The sequence below is a fragment of the Thiofilum sp. genome, from assembly GCF_016711335.1.
GTDB lineage: Bacteria > Pseudomonadota > Gammaproteobacteria > Thiotrichales > Thiotrichaceae > Thiofilum.
In genome coordinates, this window is record NZ_JADJTF010000001.1 from 1,698,972 (window position 1) to 1,720,572 (window position 21,601).

General features: G+C 44.8%; 20 protein-coding genes and 1 CRISPR repeat array. Of the genes, 12 read left to right on the forward strand and 8 right to left on the reverse strand.

Annotated features, from left to right (window positions below; all coding sequences use genetic code 11):
* From ccmE to IPL34_RS08095, 8 genes are all read left to right on the forward strand, one after another.
* The gene (ccmE, locus tag IPL34_RS08060) at positions 1-444 is read left to right on the forward strand and encodes a cytochrome c maturation protein CcmE (RefSeq protein WP_296840381.1); all 444 of its coding nucleotides are present in this window, start codon (positions 1-3) and stop codon (positions 442-444) included.
* Positions 441-2,354 (forward strand): heme lyase CcmF/NrfE family subunit, encoded by a 1,914-nt coding sequence (locus IPL34_RS08065; RefSeq protein ID WP_296840384.1) that lies wholly within the window; start codon positions 441-443, stop codon positions 2,352-2,354. The genes ccmE and IPL34_RS08065 overlap by 4 nt, the downstream gene beginning before the upstream one ends.
* Entirely contained in the window at positions 2,351-2,875 is a 525-nt protein-coding gene (locus IPL34_RS08070) for a DsbE family thiol:disulfide interchange protein (protein ID WP_296840387.1), read from the forward strand. Before IPL34_RS08065 ends, IPL34_RS08070 begins: the two co-directional genes overlap by 4 nt.
* On the forward strand, positions 2,872-3,267 hold the full coding sequence (locus IPL34_RS08075; RefSeq protein ID WP_296840389.1) for a cytochrome c-type biogenesis protein: 396 nt from the start codon (positions 2,872-2,874) through the stop codon (positions 3,265-3,267). The genes IPL34_RS08070 and IPL34_RS08075 overlap by 4 nt, the downstream gene beginning before the upstream one ends.
* A 3-nt stretch (positions 3,268-3,270) precedes the next feature.
* Entirely contained in the window at positions 3,271-4,341 is a 1,071-nt protein-coding gene (locus tag IPL34_RS08080; RefSeq protein ID WP_296840391.1) for a tetratricopeptide repeat protein, read from the forward strand.
* Positions 4,342-4,535: 194 nt separating this feature from the next.
* Positions 4,536-5,159, forward strand: coding sequence for a c-type cytochrome (locus IPL34_RS08085; protein ID WP_296840392.1), 624 nt, complete (start codon positions 4,536-4,538; stop codon positions 5,157-5,159).
* Between the two features lie 13 nt (positions 5,160-5,172).
* The gene (locus IPL34_RS08090; RefSeq protein ID WP_296840394.1) at positions 5,173-6,477 is read left to right on the forward strand and encodes an NAD(P)/FAD-dependent oxidoreductase; all 1,305 of its coding nucleotides are present in this window, start codon (positions 5,173-5,175) and stop codon (positions 6,475-6,477) included.
* 72 nt (positions 6,478-6,549) lie between these two features.
* Positions 6,550-7,104 (forward strand): NapC/NirT family cytochrome c, encoded by a 555-nt coding sequence (locus IPL34_RS08095; protein ID WP_296840396.1) that lies wholly within the window; start codon positions 6,550-6,552, stop codon positions 7,102-7,104.
* Positions 7,105-7,145: 41 nt separating this feature from the next.
* Here IPL34_RS08095 and IPL34_RS08100 read toward each other — a convergent pair whose 3' ends face one another.
* The 4 genes from IPL34_RS08100 to IPL34_RS08115 are packed head-to-tail and all read right to left on the reverse strand — an operon-like array spanning position 7,146 to position 9,605.
* A complete protein-coding gene (locus IPL34_RS08100) occupies positions 7,146-7,850 on the reverse strand; it encodes a hypothetical protein (protein WP_296840398.1) in 705 nt (234 codons plus the stop codon).
* A 1-nt stretch (position 7,851) separates the two neighbouring features.
* Positions 7,852-8,370 carry a hypothetical protein gene (locus tag IPL34_RS08105; RefSeq protein WP_296840401.1) on the reverse strand — a complete coding sequence of 173 codons (519 nt, stop codon included), beginning with the start codon at positions 8,368-8,370 and terminating at the stop codon, positions 7,852-7,854.
* Positions 8,367-8,981 carry a hypothetical protein gene (locus IPL34_RS08110; protein WP_296840403.1) on the reverse strand — a complete coding sequence of 205 codons (615 nt, stop codon included), beginning with the start codon at positions 8,979-8,981 and terminating at the stop codon, positions 8,367-8,369. Before IPL34_RS08110 ends, IPL34_RS08105 begins: the two co-directional genes overlap by 4 nt.
* Entirely contained in the window at positions 8,982-9,605 is a 624-nt protein-coding gene (locus IPL34_RS08115) for a MotA/TolQ/ExbB proton channel family protein (RefSeq protein WP_296840405.1), read from the reverse strand.
* A gap of 182 nt (positions 9,606-9,787) precedes the next feature.
* Here IPL34_RS08115 and IPL34_RS08120 point away from each other — a divergent pair, with 182 nt between their 5' ends.
* Entirely contained in the window at positions 9,788-11,029 is a 1,242-nt protein-coding gene (locus tag IPL34_RS08120; protein ID WP_296840407.1) for a hypothetical protein, read from the forward strand.
* 84 nt (positions 11,030-11,113) lie between these two features.
* On the opposite strand, the gene IPL34_RS08125 is transcribed toward IPL34_RS08120, so the two are convergent.
* From IPL34_RS08125 to cas13b, 3 genes are all read right to left on the reverse strand, one after another.
* Positions 11,114-12,337 (reverse strand): ATP-binding protein, encoded by a 1,224-nt coding sequence (locus IPL34_RS08125; protein ID WP_296840409.1) that lies wholly within the window; start codon positions 12,335-12,337, stop codon positions 11,114-11,116.
* 128 nt (positions 12,338-12,465) lie between these two features.
* A CRISPR array of direct repeats spans positions 12,466-12,980; the repeat unit is 36 nt; unit sequence GTCGTAGTCCCGCCTTTACCCAGCAGGCTCTCCAAC.
* 118 nt (positions 12,981-13,098) lie between these two features.
* Positions 13,099-13,674: a CRISPR-associated protein Csx28 gene (gene csx28, locus IPL34_RS08130; RefSeq protein ID WP_296840412.1), complete on the reverse strand. Its 576-nt coding sequence runs from the start codon at positions 13,672-13,674 to the stop codon at positions 13,099-13,101.
* A gap of 4 nt (positions 13,675-13,678) precedes the next feature.
* Positions 13,679-17,371, reverse strand: coding sequence for a type VI-B CRISPR-associated RNA-guided ribonuclease Cas13b (gene cas13b / locus IPL34_RS08135; RefSeq protein WP_296840415.1), 3,693 nt, complete (start codon positions 17,369-17,371; stop codon positions 13,679-13,681).
* 552 nt (positions 17,372-17,923) lie between these two features.
* Between cas13b and IPL34_RS08140 the strand changes: the two genes are divergently transcribed.
* A complete protein-coding gene (locus IPL34_RS08140) occupies positions 17,924-18,340 on the forward strand; it encodes a pentapeptide repeat-containing protein (protein ID WP_296840417.1) in 417 nt (138 codons plus the stop codon).
* Between the two features lie 43 nt (positions 18,341-18,383).
* Here the strand turns inward: IPL34_RS08140 and rlmC are convergent, their stop codons facing one another.
* Positions 18,384-19,526 (reverse strand): 23S rRNA (uracil(747)-C(5))-methyltransferase RlmC, encoded by a 1,143-nt coding sequence (rlmC, locus tag IPL34_RS08145; protein ID WP_296840419.1) that lies wholly within the window; start codon positions 19,524-19,526, stop codon positions 18,384-18,386.
* A 79-nt stretch (positions 19,527-19,605) separates the two neighbouring features.
* Between rlmC and hisC the strand changes: the two genes are divergently transcribed.
* Positions 19,606-20,673, forward strand: coding sequence for a histidinol-phosphate transaminase (hisC, locus tag IPL34_RS08150; protein WP_296840421.1), 1,068 nt, complete (start codon positions 19,606-19,608; stop codon positions 20,671-20,673).
* Positions 20,674-20,677: 4 nt separating this feature from the next.
* Complete coding sequence (locus IPL34_RS08155; protein WP_296840423.1) at positions 20,678-21,433, forward strand: Nif3-like dinuclear metal center hexameric protein; 756 nt, start codon at positions 20,678-20,680, stop codon at positions 21,431-21,433.
* Positions 21,434-21,601 lie beyond the last annotated feature (168 nt).

A 21,601-nucleotide genomic window follows, 5' to 3' on the forward strand; every position in this document is an offset into this window, starting at 1 on the left:
ATGACTGCTATGCGCCAACAACGGTTAATTTTAGTGCTACTGATTGTTTTGGGTGTGGGGATTGCTGCTGCTTTTATGCTGCGTGCTTTTCAAGAAAATATGATGTTTTTTTATGGCCCTAAGGAAATTAAAGCCGGACAAGCGCCCTTAGATCGAGAGTTTCGGGTAGGTGGATTAGTGGTTAATGGCAGTGTCGAGCGCGGTGAGTCCTTGCAGGTTAAATTCGCTTTGACCGATTGGACGGAAACCGTACAGGTACACTATGAAGGTATTTTGCCCGATTTATTTCGTGAGGGGCAGGGTATTATTGCACGCGGTAGGCTATTAGCGAATGGCACGGTTCAAGCTGTTGAGGTACTCGCCAAACATGATGAAAACTATATGCCTCCTGAAGTAGCCGCTTCCTTGCCTCATACGTCAAAACCCACAGGGCAAGGACAATGATTCCAGAGTTAGGTCATTATGCTTTGTTGTTGGCGCTAGCCGTTGCTCTCATTCAGACCGTATTTCCCTTATGGGGCAGTGTGTCGGGTAATACTACGTGGATGAGTTTGGCTAAGTACTCAGCACGTACTCAATTTCTATTAGTGGCTTTAGCCTATGCCGGATTAACGCTGGCTTTTATTGCACAAGATTATTCAGTGGCTTATGTGGCAGCCAGTTCACACGCTAGTGTGCCCTTGGAGTATCGGATTTCAGGGGTTTGGGGTGGGCATGAAGGTTCACTATTGTTATGGGCGCTGATTTTAGCCTTATGGTCAGCCTTAGTCTCCGTCTTTAGTCGTGCCTTACCAGAGCGTGTCTTGGCGCAAGTATTGGGTGTGATGGGGTTTATTAGTGTTGGCTTTTTATTGTTTATTTTACTTACTTCCAATCCTTTTGAGCGTTTATTACCTGCACCCGAAGAGGGGCGTAATCTCAATCCCTTATTACAAGATTTTGGTCTGATTATTCATCCCCCTTTGTTATATCTGGGTTATGTGGGTTTTTCGGTGAGTTTTGCGTTTGCGCTTACGGCGTTAATGGAAGGTCAAATGTCTGCGCACTGGTTGCGTTGGGTGCGCCCTTGGACTTTGATCGCTTGGGTGTTTTTAACGCTTGGCATTGCAGTAGGGAGTTGGTGGGCTTATTACGAGTTGGGTTGGGGCGGTTGGTGGTTTTGGGATCCGGTAGAAAATGCTTCTTTGATGCCGTGGTTAATAGGGACGGCGTTAATTCACTCTCTAGCCGTGACGGAAAAACGTACCACCTTTCAAGCATGGACTTTATTACTCGCCATTGCTGCGTTCTCATTAAGTTTATTAGGGACATTTTTAGTACGCTCAGGGGTATTAACTTCGGTGCATGCGTTTGCTTCGGATCCAGAGCGTGGGTTATTTATTTTAATCTTTTTAGTATTGGTAGTGGGTTTATCTTTGACGCTCTATGCCTTGCGAGCGCAGCAATTTACCCAAGCTCAGACCTTTCATTGGCTCTCCAGAGAAACGGGCTTATTACTCAATAATCTAGTCTTGGTAGTCATGACCGCTACGGTGCTACTCGGTACTTTGTATCCTTTAGTATTGGATGCCTTAGGGGCAGGTAAGATTTCAGTAGGGCCGCCTTATTTCAATAGTGTCATGTTGCCCTTAGGCGGGCTATTGGCGCTTCTCATGGCATTGGGGGTATTCGTGCGCTGGCGCTCAGATGAGATGCAACGTTTGAAGCGTGCATGGTTAACGGTTTTAGGTCTAGCTCTCACATTGGCTGCGGTATTGCCGTATTGGGTGACGGGCGAGTTTTCCATTATGACAGTGTTAGGGCTATTCGTGGCTTTTAGCGTGTTAGTAGGAGCACTCAATTGGTTAATCAGACAGGCGCGTAATCTGAGTATTGTGGGAGGGGCGCTAGCACACATCGGTATGGGTATAGCGATGATTGGCATTACTCTGACCTCGCTGTATAGCACGGGCAAGGATATACGTTTAGCACCTCAACAGCGTTATGAATTAGCGGGCTATGAATTTGAATTTAAAGGGGTGAAAGAAGTGCGCACTCCACAGTACTTAGCCTATGAAGGGCAAGTTACTGTTTATCAAGAGGGGCAAGTCATTACTGAGCTATATCCGCAAAAGCGTACCTATCCAGTGCAAACTATGCCCATGACCGAGGCCGGTATAGAGGCTGGCTTATTACGTGATTTGTTTGTTGCCTTAGGCGAGCCACTGGATCAAAACGCTTGGAGTCTGCGTATTTATCATAAGCCTTTTATTCGCTGGATTTGGTTGGGGGCGCTCTTAATGGCGTTGGGTGGATTAGTGGCAATGCTAGATCGACGCTATCGCCTAGCCGTAAAGCAGGATAATCCGGTATGAAATACCTAGTTCCCCTAAGCGCCTTTGTAGTTTTGGTCGTGTTATTAGCGTTTGGTTTAGGGAATAATCCACGTCTTGTTCCTTCCCCTTTGCTCCATAAACCCGCTCCAGCATTTATCGCGCCGCTATTGCTGGAGCAGGGTAAAGTCAGCTCGGAGCAAATGTTGGGAAAGGTCTGGGTATTAAATGTATGGGCTTCATGGTGTGCAGGGTGTTTAGATGAGCATGCAGTCTTGACGCAGTGGGTTACAGAACAACAACTTCCCACCCTAGGCTTAAATTACAAAGATACGCATGCTAAAGCCGAGGCTTGGCTCAAGCAATGGGGTAATCCGTATAGTGTGGTAGCTCTTGATCCCAAAGGCGATATTGGTTTGGAGTGGGGTGTGTATGGTGTGCCGGAAACCTTCATTATTGATCAAAAAGGGATTATTCGTTACAAACATATTGGTAGCTTGACCGAGGCTGTAGTCCGGGAGCAATTGAACCCCTTAATCCAACAATTGCGAGGTCAACCATGAAGCAATGGTTAGTGGGTTTAGTTTGGGTTTGGTGTTTGGGATGGAGTGCTCAAAGTTTTGCTTTAGAAGTCTACCCCTTCCAAAATGCTGAGCAGGAAGCGCTTTATCAAGAGCTGATTCATGAGTTGCGCTGTGTCGTGTGTCAAAACCAAAGCCTAGCCGAATCCAATGCACCCTTAGCCGTTGATTTGCGTCAACGTATTCACGAAAAGATTATGCTTGGGCAAAGCCGTGAGCAAATTATGACTTTTATGGTAGAGCGCTATGGTGAGTTTGTGCTGTATCAGCCCCCGCTAAAATGGAGTACAGGCTTATTGTGGTTAGCACCCTTAGTCTTTTTAGGTTTAGGTTTGCTGATGCTAGGGCGCTTGATACGGGGTAAGAGGGAATAGGCTATGTTGTGGTTATTAATGTTGGTTTTATTGCTCCTCACTTGTCTGTTAGTGCTGTGGCCGTTATTACAATCCACCCAACGCTCCTATGGTTTAGTGGCGAGTATAGTGACCTTAATTATTGCGGTGAGTACTCTAGGCTATGCCGCCCTAGGTAATCCAGAGGCATTAGGGTTTAGAGAAAAGATGGCAGAGCAACATCGCACCGCGCCCGATCAGGGAAATAGCTCTGCTGATCTCACCGTGATGCTGCAAAGTTTAGAGCAGAAACTTAAAACTAATCCCGATGATCTAGACGGTTGGCTCATGCTAGGGCGTTCTTATCGTAATTTGCAACGCTATCCAGAGGCAGAAGCGGTCTTAATGCGCGTCATCGCTCAGCGCCCACAAGATTTAGAAGCGTTGTTGATTTTAGTGGATGTTAAATTAATGAACCCGCTAGCTAATAAAGCTGCTGAAACGGAGCCACTGATTCGCCAAGCCTTACAACTCGCTCCTCAAGATACCACTGCTCTGTGGTTAGCAGGTATGGTAGCCATGCGCTTAAATCAACCGCAACAAGCCCAAAACTATTGGAGTACTTTGTTGCCGTTACTCAAGGATGAGCCTCAGTTACAAGCTGAAGTCCAAGGGCTATTGGAGCGTTTAAATCAACCCCAAACTAAAACGCTAGCGAGTGCCGCAAAACCTAATAGCGCCGCTGCACCCGCTCAGTTAGTTGATCCCAACAGTATTCAAGTGACGGTGCGTTTAAGCGCTGAGCTAGCAGCCAAAGCAGCACCCACGGATACCGTGTTTATTTATGCCAGAGCACAAGATTCTAATGCACCCCCTATGCCGGTAGCAGTACACCGTGTAACAGTGCAGGCTTTGCCCATTACAGTGGTATTGAACGATAGTATGGCAATGACGCCCGCAGCAGTGTTGTCGCAATTTCAGCATTTTAAGGTCGGGGCGCGGATTAGTAGTACAGGTAAAGTATCTGCTAATGAAAAGGATTGGATGATTGAGCAGCAGGGTGTGAGTTTGGGTGCAGTTATTACTCTGGTTGTCCATGACAATCAGCAAAAATAACCCCATAAATTGTATCCAAAAGAGATAGCCTGTCCTAAAAACATTTCTCTTATAGACAGATTGTATTAGTATCGAAGTGGCTTATTCGTTAAATCAATGGTTTAGATAATTAATAATTCTTGGTTTCAAACTGATGATTTCAAAGCCAATATAACGAACAAGCTTTTGCATTTTAGGAGTTAGGAGGAGCTACTATGAGGCAAACAGCCTTATCTATTTTACTCGCTATGACCTGCCTAGGTTTTGGCGCTAGTGTATCTGCTGAATCAAATACTAAACCTGCCGCAGCGGCCGATCTCACTAATCGAGCAGCATTATTAAGTTTCACTTGTGCAGGGTGTCATGGGATGGATGGGGCGAGTGTGGGTCCCGCTTCTCCTACTATTGCAGGGTTATCACCTGATACTTTCACCGAGGCTATGCAGCAATTCAAAAAAGGTGAGCGTCCTTCTACTATTATGGGGCGTATTGCTAAGGGCTATAGCGATGAAGAAATTGAGCTAATGGCTGAATACTTTTCCAAACAAACCTTTGTGCCTGCTAAGCAAGAAGCGAATACTGAGCTAGTGAATAAGGGTAAGGAATTACACGAAAATTATTGTGCCAAATGTCACGAGGACGGAGGTACTAAGGACATAGATGGTTCTAGTATTCTGGCGGGGCAGTGGAAACCTTATTTGGAAATGACCTTGGCTGATTTTTATAGTAAAGAGCGTGAAGCGGGTAAGAAAATGGCTGCCAAGCTAGAAGACTTGCAGAAAGATCACGGCGATGATGGGGTCAAAGCCCTCATTGAATACTACAGCAGTCAGCAATAATGAGGGGATAGGCATGACAACGTTATCACGCAGAGGATTTATCAAAGCGGCGGCTAGTGCAACAGCAGTCGGTTTTATGGGTATGCCTTATGTATCATTCGGGGCAGGTTCTAAAGTCGTTATCGTCGGTGGCGGTACAGGTGGTGCGACCGCAGCTAAGTATCTGCGCAAATTAGATCCCAGCCTTGATGTAACTTTGATTGAGCGCAACGAGCATTACTATACCTGTTATATGAGTAATGAGGTGATTGGTGGCGAGCGCAATATTGAGTCCATTAAGTTTAGCTACGATGGCTTACGCAAACACGGTATCAATGTCGTCATTGACGAAGTAACTGCTATTGATGCAGCAGCTAAAAAAGTGACTACTAAGGGTGGTGAGTTTAGTTACGACAAATTAGTCGTTTCTCCGGGCACGGATATGAACTGGAACGGTATTGAAGGTTATACCGAAGAGGTGTCCAAAGATATTCCCCATGCTTGGAAAGCGGGTGAGCAAACCACGATTTTACGTAGCCAATTAGAAGCGATGCCAGATGGTGGCTTGGTGGTGATTTCAGCGCCTGCTAATCCTTTCCGCTGCCCACCAGGGCCTTATGAGCGGGCTAGTTTAATTGCTGGCTATTTGCAACAGCATAAACCCAAATCTAAAGTCTTAATTCTCGATGCTAAAGATAAGTTTTCTAAGCAAGGCTTATTTATGGGCGGCTGGAAGCAGCTTTATGGTTATGGTACGGATAAAGCGCTGATTGAGTGGAAGGGTAAAGAGGATGAGGCGGGTGTAGTCAAGGTTGATCCTGCTACTAAGACCGTTACCACGGCTTTTGGTGATACCTTTAAAGCCGATGTACTCAATATTATCCCACCGCAAAAAGCAGGTACGATTGCCATTACCGCAGGTTTAACCAATGACTCTGGCTGGTGTCCAGTCGATCCTAAAACCTTTGAATCCACTATCCATAAAGATGTGTATGTGATTGGTGATGCGAGTATTGCGACTAGCATGCCGAAATCTGGCTATGCTGCTAACTCTCAAGCTAAAGTCTGTGCGATGGCGATTGTGACCTCTCTGCAAGGTAAGGAAATGGTTGAGCCTACTTATGTCAATACTTGTTACAGTGTTGTGGGCAAAGACTACGGTATTTCCGTCGCTGCCGTTTATACCTTAGGTAAAAATGACAAGGGCGAAGCTAGCATTGTTGAGGTTAAAGATGCCGGAGGTGTAAGCCCAGCCGAGGCGAATGCTGAGCACCGTAAGCGCGAAGTAGCCTTTGCGCATAGTTGGTTTGCTAATATTACCCATGACATTTTTGGTTAGTGATTAGTAATGGAAGCAGGTAGGTAGGCGCTGTGCTTACCTACTGGTGTTAAGTACAAGGAGTTAGACTTTATGTCTGATCAACCCCTTAAAAAGAAACGTCGTTGGTTGCCTATTACCCTAATCTTTGCGGGTGGGATTCTAGCGGCGGGGCTGGTAAATAGTGCTCTCGATTACACGAACCGTACTGAGTTCTGTGTGTCCTGCCATACCATGCAAACCAATTTTAAAGAGCTACAGGAAACCGTACATTGGTCGAGTGCTTCAGGTGTGCATGCGGGTTGTGCGGATTGTCATGTGCCCAAAGCCTTTTTCCCCAAGATGAAAGCTAAGATTTTAGCGGCTAAAGATGTGTATCACGAGATCGTGGGTACTATCGACACGCCGGAAAAATACGAAGCGCGGCGTTGGCAAATGGCGAATGCAGTGTGGGATAAAATGCGTGCGAGCGATTCGCGTGAGTGTCGTTCTTGTCATTCAGTGGATCACATGGACTTTGAAGAGCAAGACAAAAGCGCTGCAAAAAAACATTCACAAATGGTTGAGCGTGGTCAAACCTGTATTGATTGCCATCAAGGCATTGCTCACAAAGAACCTGACGAGCCTAAAGACGCCAAAACCAATTAATCGTACTAAATCATACTGAATCTTCACCCGTTTTAGGCGAGCTAAGGGCTAAAGCGGGTCAGTTCCATCGTAATTTTGCCTCCCTTAAATACCTCGGCATCGAGGGGTTCACTACGTTCTAGCTTCACCAGCCCTATATTAGGCGCATACCATTCACGATTCGTAATGGCTAAATCGACATAGCCCTTGCGTGCATCCGCATACACATAGAGCTGTGCTTGCCCCTCCACCAGCCAGCAGTTTTCAAATGTACCAGCCGGTGTAGTAATAGTTTCATTCAGACTGAGCAAAGTATAAGCCATATTAAATTGGTAGCCCTGACTAGACGGCGGCTCAGGATTAGGTGCGATACGATGCAGGGTATAAGGCACTGATAAGGCTGACCACGTAAATCCTACGGTGGCGTGAGCAGGATGAGGCAGGACTAATGGTGGGGCGGTGTCCCAGTGCGGTTTAGTCTGTACGAGCATACGTTTGCCATAGCGTTTTATACCTTGCTCATCAGCCTGTAAGTAGTAATCCGTACCTTCGCTAGTACGTCGCACTGAGTAGGCGTGGTCTTTAAGCGTTTGGGGGGAAGCAACTTCAATACTTAAAGAGCGTGTTTGCTGCTCGTTAATCAGATCAGTCGTAACCTCATAGTCCCATTGATAGCCTTCTACTAAAGGAAAGTAGCGTGTGCTGTCATCGGGTGGCTGAGAACAAGCACTTAAGATCAGTACTAACAATATAATGAAGTACTTCATCTTATTTCTCAGGTAAAGAAGGGTCAGGCAGTTTTTCAAACTTCAGCTCCAGTTGTTCCTCGCCAATCCCGTCTAAGTTTTGTGGAGGCTTATTCCCTTTTTGTGAGCCTTTACTTAAGCCTCCCATTTGTAAATTACCCTCGCGCATATTTTTTAGTGCATCCTCTAAGGCGGAGTGCGCTTGCTTACCATACGGAATTAAATAAGCGCGTGGCTCACTAACAGGAAAACTACCTTTTAAGGTTGAAGCCCAAATAAAAATTTTGCCCTTAGTTCCTGCCTCCACATCCGGTTCATCAATCACCGAGGCATGGAGTAAAAACTTGTCAGGTAAAGTGGTGTGACTTGGCCAGCCTTGGGTTTGTTGCCATGCCTGATAAGCTAGCAAATAACAGCCTGTGGTGAGGAGTACTAAGCCTAGTTTGAGCCACGTTTTAAACGGTGCATAGATTAAGGCTAGACTGACTAATGCCAGTAGCAAAACATAGGCGAATACTTGGAGCAGTAAAGCTTCGGTCATAATTTGCCGCCTTTGACAAGTGAGCGTTGCAAAGTATTAACCTCGCTTACTTTGCCATTAGGTAAAATAGTAAAACGCACGGCGGTTTTCTCCTCACCTTCACGGCGCAGAGTAGTGGTCGCGTAATGCAGTACTTTAAGTTTGGGATTGACTTCAGCGAGATATACCGTAACCGGAACTTCGCGCCCGTTAGTGCTGCGGTAGTAGTGGATATTAACGGTAAATTCCCCCGCTGGACGCCCGCGTATAGTGACGATTTCTTGATTGAGGGGGTTAATGACCTCACGCCCATCGATGAGCTGCATATCATTAGCAAGTCCTCGATCATCCCGATCTAAGTGCATTAAACCGTCTTGAGTATGTTTAAACCAGACGGTTTTATTTCCGGGTCCTTCTACCCACGTATCAATATCATTCGGGTCATTATCCGGCCAACTAGCAGTAATCATGAACTCAGCTTTTGGGTCAATAATGCCGCTTTTGGCAGGCGGGTTGAGCAATAAAAGGGCAATTAATAGTAAAAAGGTAAATGTCAATAAGCCATTAAACAGCAGGTCAGTGAAGGGATCAATGCTGAAGTCACTGGCTTTTTTGCCACTAAAAATCGCCATTTAGTGACTGCCGGAGGTTTTGGGAAGTTGCAAAATGTGCATCAATAAGGCATCAGCATAGCGATCTAGCGCTAGATATTGAATGCCTAGAATCAGACTCCCAATTAAGCCAAAAATCGTAGTATTCAATGCTATGCCCATCCCCTTAGTCATTTGCTGCATGAGAGTTTGCAATTGGTTAATGTCGAGTGATTGCAGACCATCGAGGGAGGTCAGCATCATCACAAAGCCTATGACCGTGCCGAGTAATCCTAATTTAATTAGCATTCCATTGATAAACCAGCCTGTTTGATGCGCACCACGTAGATATTCGGCTAACTGTTCGGTGAGTAGGGTTTCATTAGTACTGGGATCTGAACGCGCTTGTAAATATGTATGCAAGGGGATGGCGCGGTTGAGAGTTTGTAAAGCTTGTTGCTGTCGCGCTAGAAAATAGGCACGGTAACCGCCGTGGAGTAATCCCGCCAGCCCTAAGAGTAGAATTACAATACTAATACGCGTAGTGTCGGTCGTGATCATAGGCTGGAGTACGTGTAAATCCCAACTGATATAGACCCCCAAACCCACTAATCCCATAAACCAGAGCCAATACAGCACACTGAGATAGGGGGTGGATAGGTTCATTTAGGTCAGTACTCCAATTAGCGAGAAGCTAGTTTAGGGTAGGGAGGTTTAAGAAAGGTTGGTGACTTTTAGCAGGCGTGTAGTGAGTTTTAGGTCGGTTAGGGGATGTGGTCTAGGCGAGTCTAGGATAAGATGTTATACCGAGATTCTATATCATAAACTGTTAGCCACTCAGGGAAAAGATGAGTCCTGTTGCACTTTTCGACAAATCGTTCTTGCAGTCATTGAGCGTAGATGAATCGGTCTGGTTCGACCGATTCTTTACCCCTAATATTTCACCTCTGTTCTATGTAGAAACACTTGCGGATTTAGACAAGGAAGTGAGCAGAGGAAGAACAGCGGAGCAAGTAGTTGGTAATATTGCAGAAAAGTCCCCTCAGCTAAGCGGTGCTCCAAATGTTCACCACAGTGACTTGCTGTTAGCTAATCTAATGGGGCAGCCAATTTCGATGTCCAATAGACCAATTGTTGCAGGTGGTAGACCTGTACAGTCTGAAGGAAAGAAAGGTGTAAATTTTGATATATCTCCTGAAGCAAAAGCCTTTAACAGGTGGCAAGACGGTGAATATCTAAAGATAGAAAGAGAGTTTGCAAGGATCTGGCGAGCCAACATTAAGTCAATGACGTTTGAGAGTTCTGCGATATATGCGCAAAAACTTGGTATAGACATTTCTCTTTGTAAAAATATGCAAGATGCATATACAGTCGCAAGTCAAATAGTCACGAGTTCAGCCAAGCCCTATGACTTGATATCATTCATTGTTCAATCACTTGGAATACCTCGCAAATATCATCAAAAATTAGTTCAGAGGTATCAGATATCTGGGTTTCCAGCGCTAAGTTACTATGCTCCCTATGCGGCACACGTTATAAAAGTTGAAGTTTTCTTTCACATTTGTATCTCACGTGGGTTTATTTCTGCTGATCGCCCTTCTAACAAAATCGATATTGCATATTTACATTACTTACCTTTTTGCAATGTATTCATTTCAGGGGATAAATTACATAGAAGTACAGCACAATATTTTCTCGCTAAAAATCAGAGGTTTGTTTGGGCGGCTGAACTCAAAGAAGATCTCAATAAGTTAAATGATCATTACTTGAAGTTACCTGAAGAAACCAAGGATAGAGGTGTAATTTCCTTTGCCAGCAAGCCTCCCACGGATGGTAAATTTCTGACTGCCGAATTATGGGATATATTAGGCATCCGTTGGCGGGATGAGAAAGTCGATAACATTGCTCCTCTTTCTGAGGAAGCAAACGACAAGCTTTTTCAGCATATAAAGGGCTTTACAGATGCTCCAACCTTGCCAGCCGATCAGATAGACCCATATGAAGAATTAGATAGCTTATCAATTCAAAGGTCTATCAGAAGAAAAAGAGGAAGTTGGTATCAAGTGCCTAGAAGCCTTAAAGATAGCTAGCAATGCACTTGCTTGGATTGGTATTATTATATAAATCAATATATTATAAAAATATTGATCTTAATGATTAAGCTTTTCTACATCCTACAAATACCCCACTGGAATAACATTAACCTCACCAGAGAGCGGAATATCGCTTTCTCTGAGGCAAACAATCACACCCTCTCCGCGTGGCTTATCTAAATTATCCAACACACTAAAATGCTTAGCAGCACTTAAATTCGGGCTGGCTGTTTTCTTAAACTCGACCGGATAAATTTTATTATCACGCTCTAACAGTAAATCAATTTCGCGTTGTTCTTTATCTCGATAAAAATATAGATTGGGATTTAATCCATTATGCCAATAGCTTTTTAGTATTTCGATCAATATCCAATTCTCTAAAATAGCGCCCGACATAGCGCCTGCTTCCAATGTTTCAGGTGATGACCACTGCGTTAAATAGGCACATAAACCCGTATCTAGAAAATAAAGCTTGGGTGTTTTAATTAAACGCTTATTCACATTATTAAAATAAGGTTGCAGCAAATAAATAATGCCCGAAGTTTCTAAAATGGAAAGCCATGCTTTTGTGGTTTTCTGGTCAATATCGACCTCTCGCGCTAAATCCGCATAATTGAGTAATTGCCCCACTCGCGCTGCACAAGTACGCAAAAATAACAAAAAGCTGCGCTCATCACCCACTCGTGTTAAATGGCGCACATCGCGCTGCAAATAGGTTTGTAAATAGGCGCTATAAAACAAGTCACGCAGCATTGCCTCATGCAAAGCTACTCGTGGATAGGAGCCGCGCCAAATACGCTGATAGAGCGTTAATAGGGTGAGTGGTGGTGTGGCTTGCTTACGTGCTGCTTCAATCCAAGTGCGAGTAGGTACAAAAGGCTGAGTATTTTGAGCACGGCTCTCTAGTTCTGCTTGCGAAAGTCCCAATAAATCCAGTACCGCCACCCGCCCCGCCAGACTCTCGGTGATGCCTTGCATGAGATGAAATTTTTGCGAGCCTGTCAGCCAAATCAAGCCATTGCGTTTGTCCTTATCCACCAACAGTTTAATGGTGCGGAATAGTTCAGGGGCATATTGCACCTCGTCAATAATAACGGGCGGCGGATGGCGTTGGAAAAATAACGCAGGGTCAGTATGCGCCAATTCTGCTTCCAATGGGTCATCTAGGGTCACATAACGGCGTTCAGGCTCGGCACAGGTTTCTAACAGAGTGGTTTTACCCACTTGGCGAGCGCCTGTGAGTAAGAGCACGGGAAACACTTGTGATGCAAGACGAATGGTAGTTTCTAGGGTGCGAGGTAGCATAAGGTTCGACTAATCTGGAATTAAATTCCAGATTAGTCGGGTTTTAGATGCGTGTCAAAAATTTAATGCTGTTGTAGGGGCAAACCTATGTGTTTGCCCTGTTCTACCTGTGATAGCCAAAGCATAAGGTCGTAGTCCCGCCTTTACCTAGCAGGCTCTTCAACATCTCCCTTCTGGGATGAGAATCTGAATCTAAGTCGTAGTCCCGCCTTTACCCAGCAGGCTCTCCAACAAAATAGAGAAGGAGACAAAAAATGAAAAATAATGTCGTAGTCCCGCCTTTACCCAGCAGGCTCTCCAACAAAACCAAACTGGCAAAAGGGGCTGCCAGGTTACGTCGTAGTCCCGCCTTTACCCAGCAGGCTCTCCAACCAAGGGCATAGTTAATATAGTATCATAATGATAGTCGTAGTCCCGCCTTTACCCAGCAGGCTCTCCAACCATGAAGGATTGGACGGGATTATTTGTATCCGTCGTAGTCCCGCCTTTACCCAGCAGGCTCTCCAACGCAGGCTCATATGGAGTTGCTATTTCTGGTGTGGTCGTAGTCCCGCCTTTACCCAGCAGGCTCTCCAACACCAAACTGGCAAAGGGACGCCAGTTAACAGTCGTAGTCCCGCCTTTACCCAGCAGGCTCTCCAACCCCTACCCGTGCTATTTCCTTTGTACAAACAAATACTTGCATAGCTTTTCTTTCTATATCAAAAGAGATAGATCGAGTTAGCATTTTCGGCATACTCCTTGCTTGGAAAAATCAACCCCTACACCTCTAACGCCCGATAGCGTTGATCTAATTCTAACCGCAACTGCTGATTCAGTTGCTCATAAATCCCCTTAAGCTTTTCCGCCTGCTCCGGCTTATCAATCGGTGTCAAACCCTCCGCATTCACCGCCACCGCCCGATGCGCAAAATAAAACCCCGCCGCCACCGCCCTATACCCATACACTAAATCCCGCACCTCCTTAGACACAAACAAACCCGCATGTTGCTGATAAAACACCTCACTCAACTCATGCAACATAAAACGCTCTAAATGACCAAAGTGATAAAAATACTGAATGTCGCTACCCTCTCGACTATGTTTAGTCCAATGAATAATCGCTTTATCGCTCTTTTTATCACTCATATACGCCAATAACGCCCAAACCGCCTCCAACGCCGCAATCTCACGGCGCAAGCGGTCGGTGCGAATCGTAGTATTGTGCGTAATCCGACTCTGGCGCGTGGCAAACACATACGCCAACCATGCCGCAATCACCACACCGATAAAGCCTAATACCGCTACCATCAAATCAGTGATTTCACCCACCGCAAAGGTCATCCCGAATAACTGCATCACCTTACCTCTGACTGTTTTGTAAATAATTAAACCACGGCTGACACAAACGCTCCATGTGTTCCGCAAAGCGCACCGCCACCTTACGATGCAGTGCAGGGTTATCCGGTGTTGGCTCTAACCGTACTCGTGTCGCTAAATCAGGAAAGTGCTCTGCTTCAGGATATTGATTGTGGGCAAACGCATTGCGAATCAGGCGAAATTGTCGAAACGCAGCCACACTAAACCCAGCCCCCCGCACATGCGCCGCCTGAGCCTGCTGATAGAGCGCCCACAATAAATCCCCATGTCGCCCCTCACCAAAATCTACTAGCGATTGCTTGAGTTGAGCGCGTTGCTCCTCGTTGAGCGTGGAGTCTTTGAGCGCTAGTTTACGCTCTGGAATAGTGCCTAGTGTTTGGATAATAGCGCGTTCTAAGCCATGAATGAGCGCCATAATTTTTACCCGTGTACGCCGATAACTGGCTAATTCAGCACGAATTTCATCATAATGCAGCTGAGTTTCACTCAAAGGATAATAGCCACCATACGCACCCAATAGCCCCACTAAGCGCCGATCCCGCACCAACACACTTAAACCGCCTAAATCACGGATTTTACAGCTCGGATGATACAGACTACGCGCTGTCCACGGTTTAGCAGGCTCGTTTTTCTTGGGTTTAGGTTGTGGAATAGGTAATTCATGCCAAATCGTCGTATTAAGCAGCGTATGAGCGATACCCTGCAATGACCATTGCGGTTTAGGTGCATCAGGCGTTAGTACTAACTTATCCAAATAATCCCGCACATACAGATAAAGTATTTTGTCTTGAGCCACTAAATGCCGCAGCGCCCTTTCATCCTGTTTATAAGCTTTGAGTAGTTGGCTGAGCTTGGCGCGTTTTTCCAACAGCTCATTGGATTTTGCCGCTTTACTCACCACAGGTTCCGGTGTTTTTAGATAAGCACGAATAGCCTCTACTTGAGTTTTACGCTCCGCTTCAGGCAGATAGTATTTAACCTTCTCGGCAAATTGTTTCGTGCGTTTATCCAGCCATGTATCCAGCAAAGGATGCTGACGCGGATAGTCATACATCGCTTGCTCGGCTTCGCCTTGTTGAGCTAAATAGCGTTTCAGTAACCATGTAATAGAGGGTGGAATGACCACCGTTTCATGCTCACGGCTCAAGTGTTGAGAGCCTTGTGCCTCTAGTTCAGCAGGGCTAAGCCCTAAGTACTCGGCTACTCTAGTTAGAATAGGCTGATATAAAAACTGGTCAGGTAAAGGCAAAGGTTGTTTAAAGCTTTGAGTGGTGGGTTCCCATAGTTCATGCAGCCATTGTGCGAGATGAGATGCAGGTCGTAAGCCCAACCACTTAGGCAGATGATCCAGTGACCAGTGTTTTGCGTCATGAGCACATTGTTTTAAAAAGCGTTGGCGCTGTATTAAATAGGCTTCATAAAAACTCAATAAGCCTTGGTATTTATTAGGCTCCTGTTGTAAGCCAAGTTGAGGCAAAAAGGGATGGGCTAATGGTCCCGCTAATAAACCACAATCCTCCAATAAATCAGCGATCTTAGGTGGTTGTTCTAAATGTGCGCCGTAGTAAGCCAGCGTTTTTTGCAGAATTTGATATTGCTGACTATTGAGCTTGCCTCCGTCAGGCTTAGTACTATCCACAGGCTGAAAGCGCATGAAATCATCAGCAAGAAAGTCACCTATCACCCCACACTTAATCGCTTTAAAACCTTTTTGCCCGCGCTTTTTATCAGATTGCAATAGGTTTTTAAGTGCCGTCAAACGCTGTTCAGTCTCTGCACTTAAATACTCAATACGCTGTTTTAGCGCAGCATGTGATAGGGGATTAGCTTTACGCCCTTGGATTAAATGATGCTGTACTACCTGTGGCAAACTACTAAATGGTACTGCAAAGCGCCCTTGTGCATTAAAACACTGGTCGACCCATTGTTGCGCCTCCGTGCGTGTCATGGGGTAGGACGGTTCACCTTGAGCAAGTTTTTTCACTAAGGTACGCATACCTGCTTCATAGCGACGTATCAGGGTATCTAAGCGTGAAGCAGTGTGACCTTGAGCCTGTGTTTTCCACAAATAATGATAAAACGTGGTATGCAATAATTGCTCATGACTCATCCAAAATTGCGGTTGCATGGTCTGAGCACTAGGGGAGGGCAATGCAATAGCCTGCTGTGCGGCATGAGCATTAAGGTCGGGGTAGTCTGCGTTAGTAGGCTTTTCTGCATGATCCAAACGAAAACCAATGCGCTCAGGAAAATAATGGTAATGCGGATAAGCCGGAATTAAATAAGGGTGCAAGGTAACTATGCCTTGAATACCTTGTGCCTTAATGAGTTCAGCCTCTTCGCGTAGTTGAGTGTAATTATTTTCCAGTAGTGTCCAGTCAGCAGGTTTAGTCGCTTGCTCTAAGTCATGCAAACGTCCATAACTGAGTATTTTCTGCCCTAAAGTGCGTATCCGTGGTAGTTGATCGGTAAAGTATTCAGCCGCTTTGAGGCGCACATGATAATGAAACTGCCCCAAATCAAGGGCAAAGCGCAGCCGATTATCCGCATCAAAATCTAAAAAGCGCATCATCAAGCTAGGAAAGCGTTCATTACGCCCGCGTGCAAAGAGCACACTCGCGCCTTCAGGTTCGTTTTCTTCCTCAACTTCGCTAGCCATTGCCGCTTCAAAACGAAACTTAGCTTGATCCTCAGGACTTAAACACTCTAATAAGGGCAAAGGACAGCGGGCAAGTTCCGACAAAGTATCTAAAGTGAGCGCTATGGTGGTATCAGTAGACTCTAAGCGTTGGATGGGTAAATGTAGGCGATAGACCGCGATCATTTCCCGAATAATACTGCGCTGCTCTGTAGTCCATTGTTGTTGTAGGGTAGGGGATGCTGCCTCCCAAAAATGACTCATTAATTCAGCACTTTGGCTTTTCTCTAAAAATAACGCGCAAAACAGTACATGACCAAAGCTATAAAGGACTTGTGATTGGGGGGTAATAGCGTTTTCAGGTACATTAATCGGGTCACTGCACAAAGCAAACACAAATTCATTAGAGCGTTTGGCTTTACCATCACGCCCACAGCGCATAAAGCTAGCCATTGATGCTGTGCTATGACTAAAGCGCTTTTTCACTTCGTGAAAGCTAGCATCGTAAACACGATTGAGTAGAAAGTAGAGTTTACGCTGTAAAACGCGCTCTAACTGACACTCAGGATCAGTAGGATGCACAAAGGTATTACGCAAATCATTCAGCAACGCCAGAACCCAAGTGAGGCGTTGTTCATAATAGCGTGGTAGCGGAACGGCTAGATCTTTAGCTTGGTTAGTCTTGTTGGTGTTATCCATTAATACCTTGAGAAAACCAAAACTACGATGCAGGTGCTTAATCATATTGGCTTGTTCTTCAGGGGGCGCAGTTATTAGACCTAGCTCTTTAATAGCACTTTCAATCTGATCTTCATTCTCAAGTACTTTGCGCCCAACCTTGCTACGGATGTCATTCAAACAAGCCAACACATTTAATCGCGCATCATTGTAGTAAGCCGCTAATACCTCTGGTGGTAAGTAAAAGGCTGTAAAACTAGGCGGAGCATTTTTAGTACTATGGGCTTTTTGAGCTGGCTGGGAGTGGTTTGTGCGAGGCTTGGGAGATTTTCCAGACTGGCGTCGGCGTAAGTGATTCATAGTCTATGCCCTTAAAATTAAAAAACACTCAATTTAAAGATCTTTTTAGCATAGATATTAGGCTGAGCCTATGATGGACTCCTAACACGCTCTCAGTCTGAGCATGATGTGGTGGTTTCGAGGCTGTTTTTTTAATGATTTATAATGAATCTACCTCTTACCGCCTGAGATCCGGCGAGTTTATAAGAGCTAGTGTGCTTTTAAGTTATCGAGCCTAGATGCAAAGCCTTAACTTAATTGCTGTTTTGACTCACTATTCTGGGTGTCTATTTTTAAACTCTCGTAATGGGGCGACTATTTTAATCTGGAAAGCTGGATATTTTTTAAATCCAGCGCATAAATAATTGTAGGGTATAGGGTGGCACACGTATGATTATTAATCAGGAGTGTTGTTCAACGGTTGAAGTGTTTTTTAGGTAGTTTTATGCGCATGATAGCTACTGAAGAGACACATACCTATTTCTCCACAAGAGTCAGAAGCGGGGTAAAAAAGCTATATCGTGCTATGCGGGCAATACTTCTAACCCACCCACACCTAAGCAGGAGAGAGTTATGTATGGTACATTTTTGAATGCCTATCAAGTAGAGCACAAAGTACAAGCTCAAGAAGATATGACAGGGATTAATCTTAGTGGCAAAGATTTAAGTCATGCCAAACTAAGTAAAGCGCGGTTTAATTCTGCTGATCTTAGTAAAGCTAATCTGAGCGGAGCTGATTTAAGCGGGGCCGATCTAGCTGGTGCTAATTTAAACGGTGCTAACCTGACCGGAGCTAATCTAGTTAATGCTACCCTTACCAGTACTGATTTAAGCAATGCTATTCTGTGTGGAGCCAACCTATCAGAAGCCATTATGTCTAATGCTAACCTTAGTAATGCCGATTTAACTAATGCTAACTTAAAACATGCTGATATAGAGGGTATCAACCTAGCTGGAACAAAAGGTTATATGGGTACTCACGGGATATAGAGCCATAGGATAATGCGCTGAGCAATAAGGCGCATTATTGGCGTTATTTAGCGCTAAGCCTTAATAAGCACAGTACTTCATAATGGGCAGTATGGGGAAACATATCAAACAATTGCACCTTTTCAATCGTATACTTATCTAAATATTTTAAATCACTAGCCAGTGTTACCGCATTACAGCTTGAATATAAAATAGCTTTAGGTGCAAACTCATTAATCGTTTCAGCGAGTATTCGACCAATACCCCGTCTCGGTGGGTTTACAATAATCAAATCAGGTCGATTATTGGGTCTCAAAGTAAAAGTACTCGAATCTAGAGCTTGGAAGTTAATCTGTTTTAATCCCAATGCTTGCGCGGATTGTTTAGCACACTCAATTGCTTCCGCTTCAATTTCAATTCCCGTTAAATGCGTTTCAGGTGTGGCACAGTGCAAACCAAAACCACCCACACCACAAAATAAATCCCAAATATGTTTAGCTTCTAAAATACTCGTCCACTCTCTAGCGGTTTGATAAAGCTGAGCAGCAACAAAGGGATTAGTTTGAAAAAAGCTTTTAGGGCGAATCTTTAAGGGAACATGATTAAAATGCTCCTCGATTACTTTAGCTTCAGTTAAAAATATTTCCTGCTCACCCTCTAATACTGCCATGTGAATTGGTTGAATATTGGCGGAGACCACTTTAATAGCGGGAAACTCCGTGAGTAAATAGGCTAAATTTGCCTGAATACGCGCTAGGGCATTTTCACTTCTGAGCACAAAACGTAATAAAAATTCGCCAGTCGCTTGGCTTTGAGTAAGCAAAATATATTTTAATTCGCCTTTTTGCTTATCAATACGATAGGGGGGAATGCCCGCTTTTTGAATCCAGCGCTCTAGATAATTTAATACCTGCTGCATAGTGTCAGAATAAAGCGGGCAATCGACTAGGCTAATATTTTCACCTTGCGGACTAATAATGCCTAATAATGGTTGGTGTGCTGCACCGAGTGCTACCATTTTGGCTTTATTGCGAAAGGCGCTAATAGGGCTGGTTGTGACTGGCTCGTAAGCTTTAACATGATAAGGAGCGAGTATTTGCTCTAAATGCTGTTGTTTTTGTTGAATTTGTTGCTCATAGGGTATATCGAGCCAACGGCAAGAGTGGCAGCGTTGGGCGCTAAAGTGAGGGCAGTGGAGAGCAGTCATACATCGTACTAAGTAGAGGTCGTCAAGTTTAGGCTCTCGATGGTATACTTAAGGTTTGTTTTTCACAAAGACTTCTGTCATGAGCCAATTTTGGAGCGCCCACGTTCACGACCTCGATCCCTATGTTCCCGGTGAGCAACCCAAGGATCAGCGTTATATTAAGCTCAATACCAATGAATGCCCTTATCCACCTTCGCCTAAAGCGATTCAAGCGATTCAAAGCGCTAATCTAGAGCATCTGCGTCTATATCCAGATCCTAATGGCGATATAGTGAAAGAGGCAGTGATTGAGTACTTTAAGGAATATAACTTAGAGCGCAACGAAGTATTTGTGGGCAATGGCTCTGATGAAGTGTTAGCACATGTGTTTTGCGGACTCTTAAAGCACGATTTGCCGCTGCTTTATCCCGATATTAGCTATAGCTTTTATCCGGTTTATGCCAATTTGTATCAGATTGAGACCGATGTAATTCCACTGCGTGATGATTTCACCATCAACATTGATGATTATCAGCGCCCGAATGGAGGCATTATTTTTCCTAATCCTAATGCACCGACTGGAATCGCTTTACCTTTAGCCGCTATTGAAACCTTATTACAGCGTAATCCTCATTCGGTAGTAGTGGTGGATGAGGCATATGTTGATTTTGGGGCTGAGAGTGCCGTTAGTTTAGTAAAACAGTATGCTAATTTATTGATAGTACAAACTCTGTCAAAATCACGGGCTTTAGCGGGTTTGCGTTTGGGATTTGCCATAGGGCAGGCTGATTTAATTGAGGCATTGGAGCGCGTTAAAAACTCATTTAATTCTTATCCCTTGGATCGTTTAGCTCTGATTGCAGGAGCGGCGGCTATTTTAGATCGGGATTATCTTCATTATGTAAGCCGTGCCATTGAGCAGACTCGTTCTACTACGGTGCAAGGTTTAGAACGTTTAGGTTTTAAAGTATTACCCTCGCGGGCTAATTTTATTTTTGCGCGTCCCCCACAGGGTCAAGCTCAAAGCTTATATAGCCAATTAAAAGAGCGGGGTATTTTGGTGCGGTATTTTAATAAGCCGCGTTTAAATGAGTATCTGCGTATTACGATTGGCACGGATGAGGAAATGACTGAGTTGTTGACCCAACTGAGACGCTTAGTAGGGTAAGGCGATGGATTTATATGAGTTAGATCGCTATTTAGAACACTTACTAAGTGTTAGTAAGTTTAAAGATTATTGTCCTAATGGCATTCAAGTTGAAGGTAAGTCTGAGATTACCACGATTGTATCGGGTGTGACGGCGAGCCAAGCTTTATTAGACCGAGCAGTGAGTTTAAAAGCGGATGCGGTTTTAGTGCATCATGGTTATTTTTGGCGTGGCGAGCCTTATGTGGTGCGGGGTATGAAGAAAAAGCGTTTGGCTACCCTACTTAAGCATGATATGAGTTTGCTAGCCTATCATTTACCCTTAGACGCGCATCCTACGCTGGGTAATAATGCGCAATTAGCCCAGCGCTTAGGGTTTCAAGTTGAGGGCGTCATGGATGAGCGCGAGTTACAAGGTGTGGGTAATATTGGGGTATTAGCCCAGCCAATGACCTTAACCGAGTTTGCTTTAAGAGTAGCCTCAGCATTACAGCGTGAGCCTACTTTAGTGAGTGGTGGCTCACACTTGATTAAGCGCATTGCGTGGTGCACCGGAGGAGCGCAGAGTTATATTGATCGTGCCGCCGAGTTAGGGGTTGATGCTTATTTAAGCGGTGAAATTTCTGAGCAAACGACTCATAGCGCCCGTGAATTAGGGATTCACTATATTGGCGCGGGTCATCATGCGACGGAGTGTTATGGGATACAGGCGCTTGGGGAACATTTAGCCGAGCAGTTTGGCTTAAAACATCTCTTTGTGGATTTGGATAACCCTGCATAAAACACATTATTACCGTATTTTTTTGTGGTATTATGCGGCTCCAGTTATCTGTGGTTAAGGATGAAGAGCTGCGTAAGGAGTGGTAGGCGATGTGAGGCAATGTTTCTGACATTCAAAGAGTTGCGTTTAAGCCTAGCACCTTATTTAGTATATGCTAATATAAGCAAG

What these genes read in the sequence shown, in the direction of transcription:
- IPL34_RS08140 (WP_296840417.1), top strand. Translation starts at nt 17,924, where the DNA reads ATGTATGGTACATTTTTGAATGCCTATCAAGTAGAGCACAAAGTACAA.
- ccmE (WP_296840381.1), top strand. Translation starts at nt 1, where the DNA reads ATGACTGCTATGCGCCAACAACGGTTAATTTTAGTGCTACTGATTGTT.
- IPL34_RS08110 (WP_296840403.1), bottom strand. Translation starts at nt 8,981, where the DNA reads ATGGCGATTTTTAGTGGCAAAAAAGCCAGTGACTTCAGCATTGATCCC.
- IPL34_RS08065 (WP_296840384.1), top strand. Translation starts at nt 441, where the DNA reads ATGATTCCAGAGTTAGGTCATTATGCTTTGTTGTTGGCGCTAGCCGTT.
- IPL34_RS08125 (WP_296840409.1), bottom strand. Translation starts at nt 12,337, where the DNA reads ATGCTACCTCGCACCCTAGAAACTACCATTCGTCTTGCATCACAAGTG.
- csx28 (WP_296840412.1), bottom strand. Translation starts at nt 13,674, where the DNA reads ATGCAGTTATTCGGGATGACCTTTGCGGTGGGTGAAATCACTGATTTG.
- IPL34_RS08100 (WP_296840398.1), bottom strand. Translation starts at nt 7,850, where the DNA reads ATGAAGTACTTCATTATATTGTTAGTACTGATCTTAAGTGCTTGTTCT.
- IPL34_RS08090 (WP_296840394.1), top strand. Translation starts at nt 5,173, where the DNA reads ATGACAACGTTATCACGCAGAGGATTTATCAAAGCGGCGGCTAGTGCA.
- IPL34_RS08115 (WP_296840405.1), bottom strand. Translation starts at nt 9,605, where the DNA reads ATGAACCTATCCACCCCCTATCTCAGTGTGCTGTATTGGCTCTGGTTT.
- IPL34_RS08105 (WP_296840401.1), bottom strand. Translation starts at nt 8,370, where the DNA reads ATGACCGAAGCTTTACTGCTCCAAGTATTCGCCTATGTTTTGCTACTG.
- IPL34_RS08095 (WP_296840396.1), top strand. Translation starts at nt 6,550, where the DNA reads ATGTCTGATCAACCCCTTAAAAAGAAACGTCGTTGGTTGCCTATTACC.
- cas13b (WP_296840415.1), bottom strand. Translation starts at nt 17,371, where the DNA reads ATGAATCACTTACGCCGACGCCAGTCTGGAAAATCTCCCAAGCCTCGC.
- IPL34_RS08120 (WP_296840407.1), top strand. Translation starts at nt 9,788, where the DNA reads ATGAGTCCTGTTGCACTTTTCGACAAATCGTTCTTGCAGTCATTGAGC.
- IPL34_RS08085 (WP_296840392.1), top strand. Translation starts at nt 4,536, where the DNA reads ATGAGGCAAACAGCCTTATCTATTTTACTCGCTATGACCTGCCTAGGT.
- IPL34_RS08075 (WP_296840389.1), top strand. Translation starts at nt 2,872, where the DNA reads ATGAAGCAATGGTTAGTGGGTTTAGTTTGGGTTTGGTGTTTGGGATGG.
- IPL34_RS08080 (WP_296840391.1), top strand. Translation starts at nt 3,271, where the DNA reads ATGTTGTGGTTATTAATGTTGGTTTTATTGCTCCTCACTTGTCTGTTA.
- IPL34_RS08070 (WP_296840387.1), top strand. Translation starts at nt 2,351, where the DNA reads ATGAAATACCTAGTTCCCCTAAGCGCCTTTGTAGTTTTGGTCGTGTTA.
- hisC (WP_296840421.1), top strand. Translation starts at nt 19,606, where the DNA reads ATGAGCCAATTTTGGAGCGCCCACGTTCACGACCTCGATCCCTATGTT.
- IPL34_RS08155 (WP_296840423.1), top strand. Translation starts at nt 20,678, where the DNA reads ATGGATTTATATGAGTTAGATCGCTATTTAGAACACTTACTAAGTGTT.
- rlmC (WP_296840419.1), bottom strand. Translation starts at nt 19,526, where the DNA reads ATGACTGCTCTCCACTGCCCTCACTTTAGCGCCCAACGCTGCCACTCT.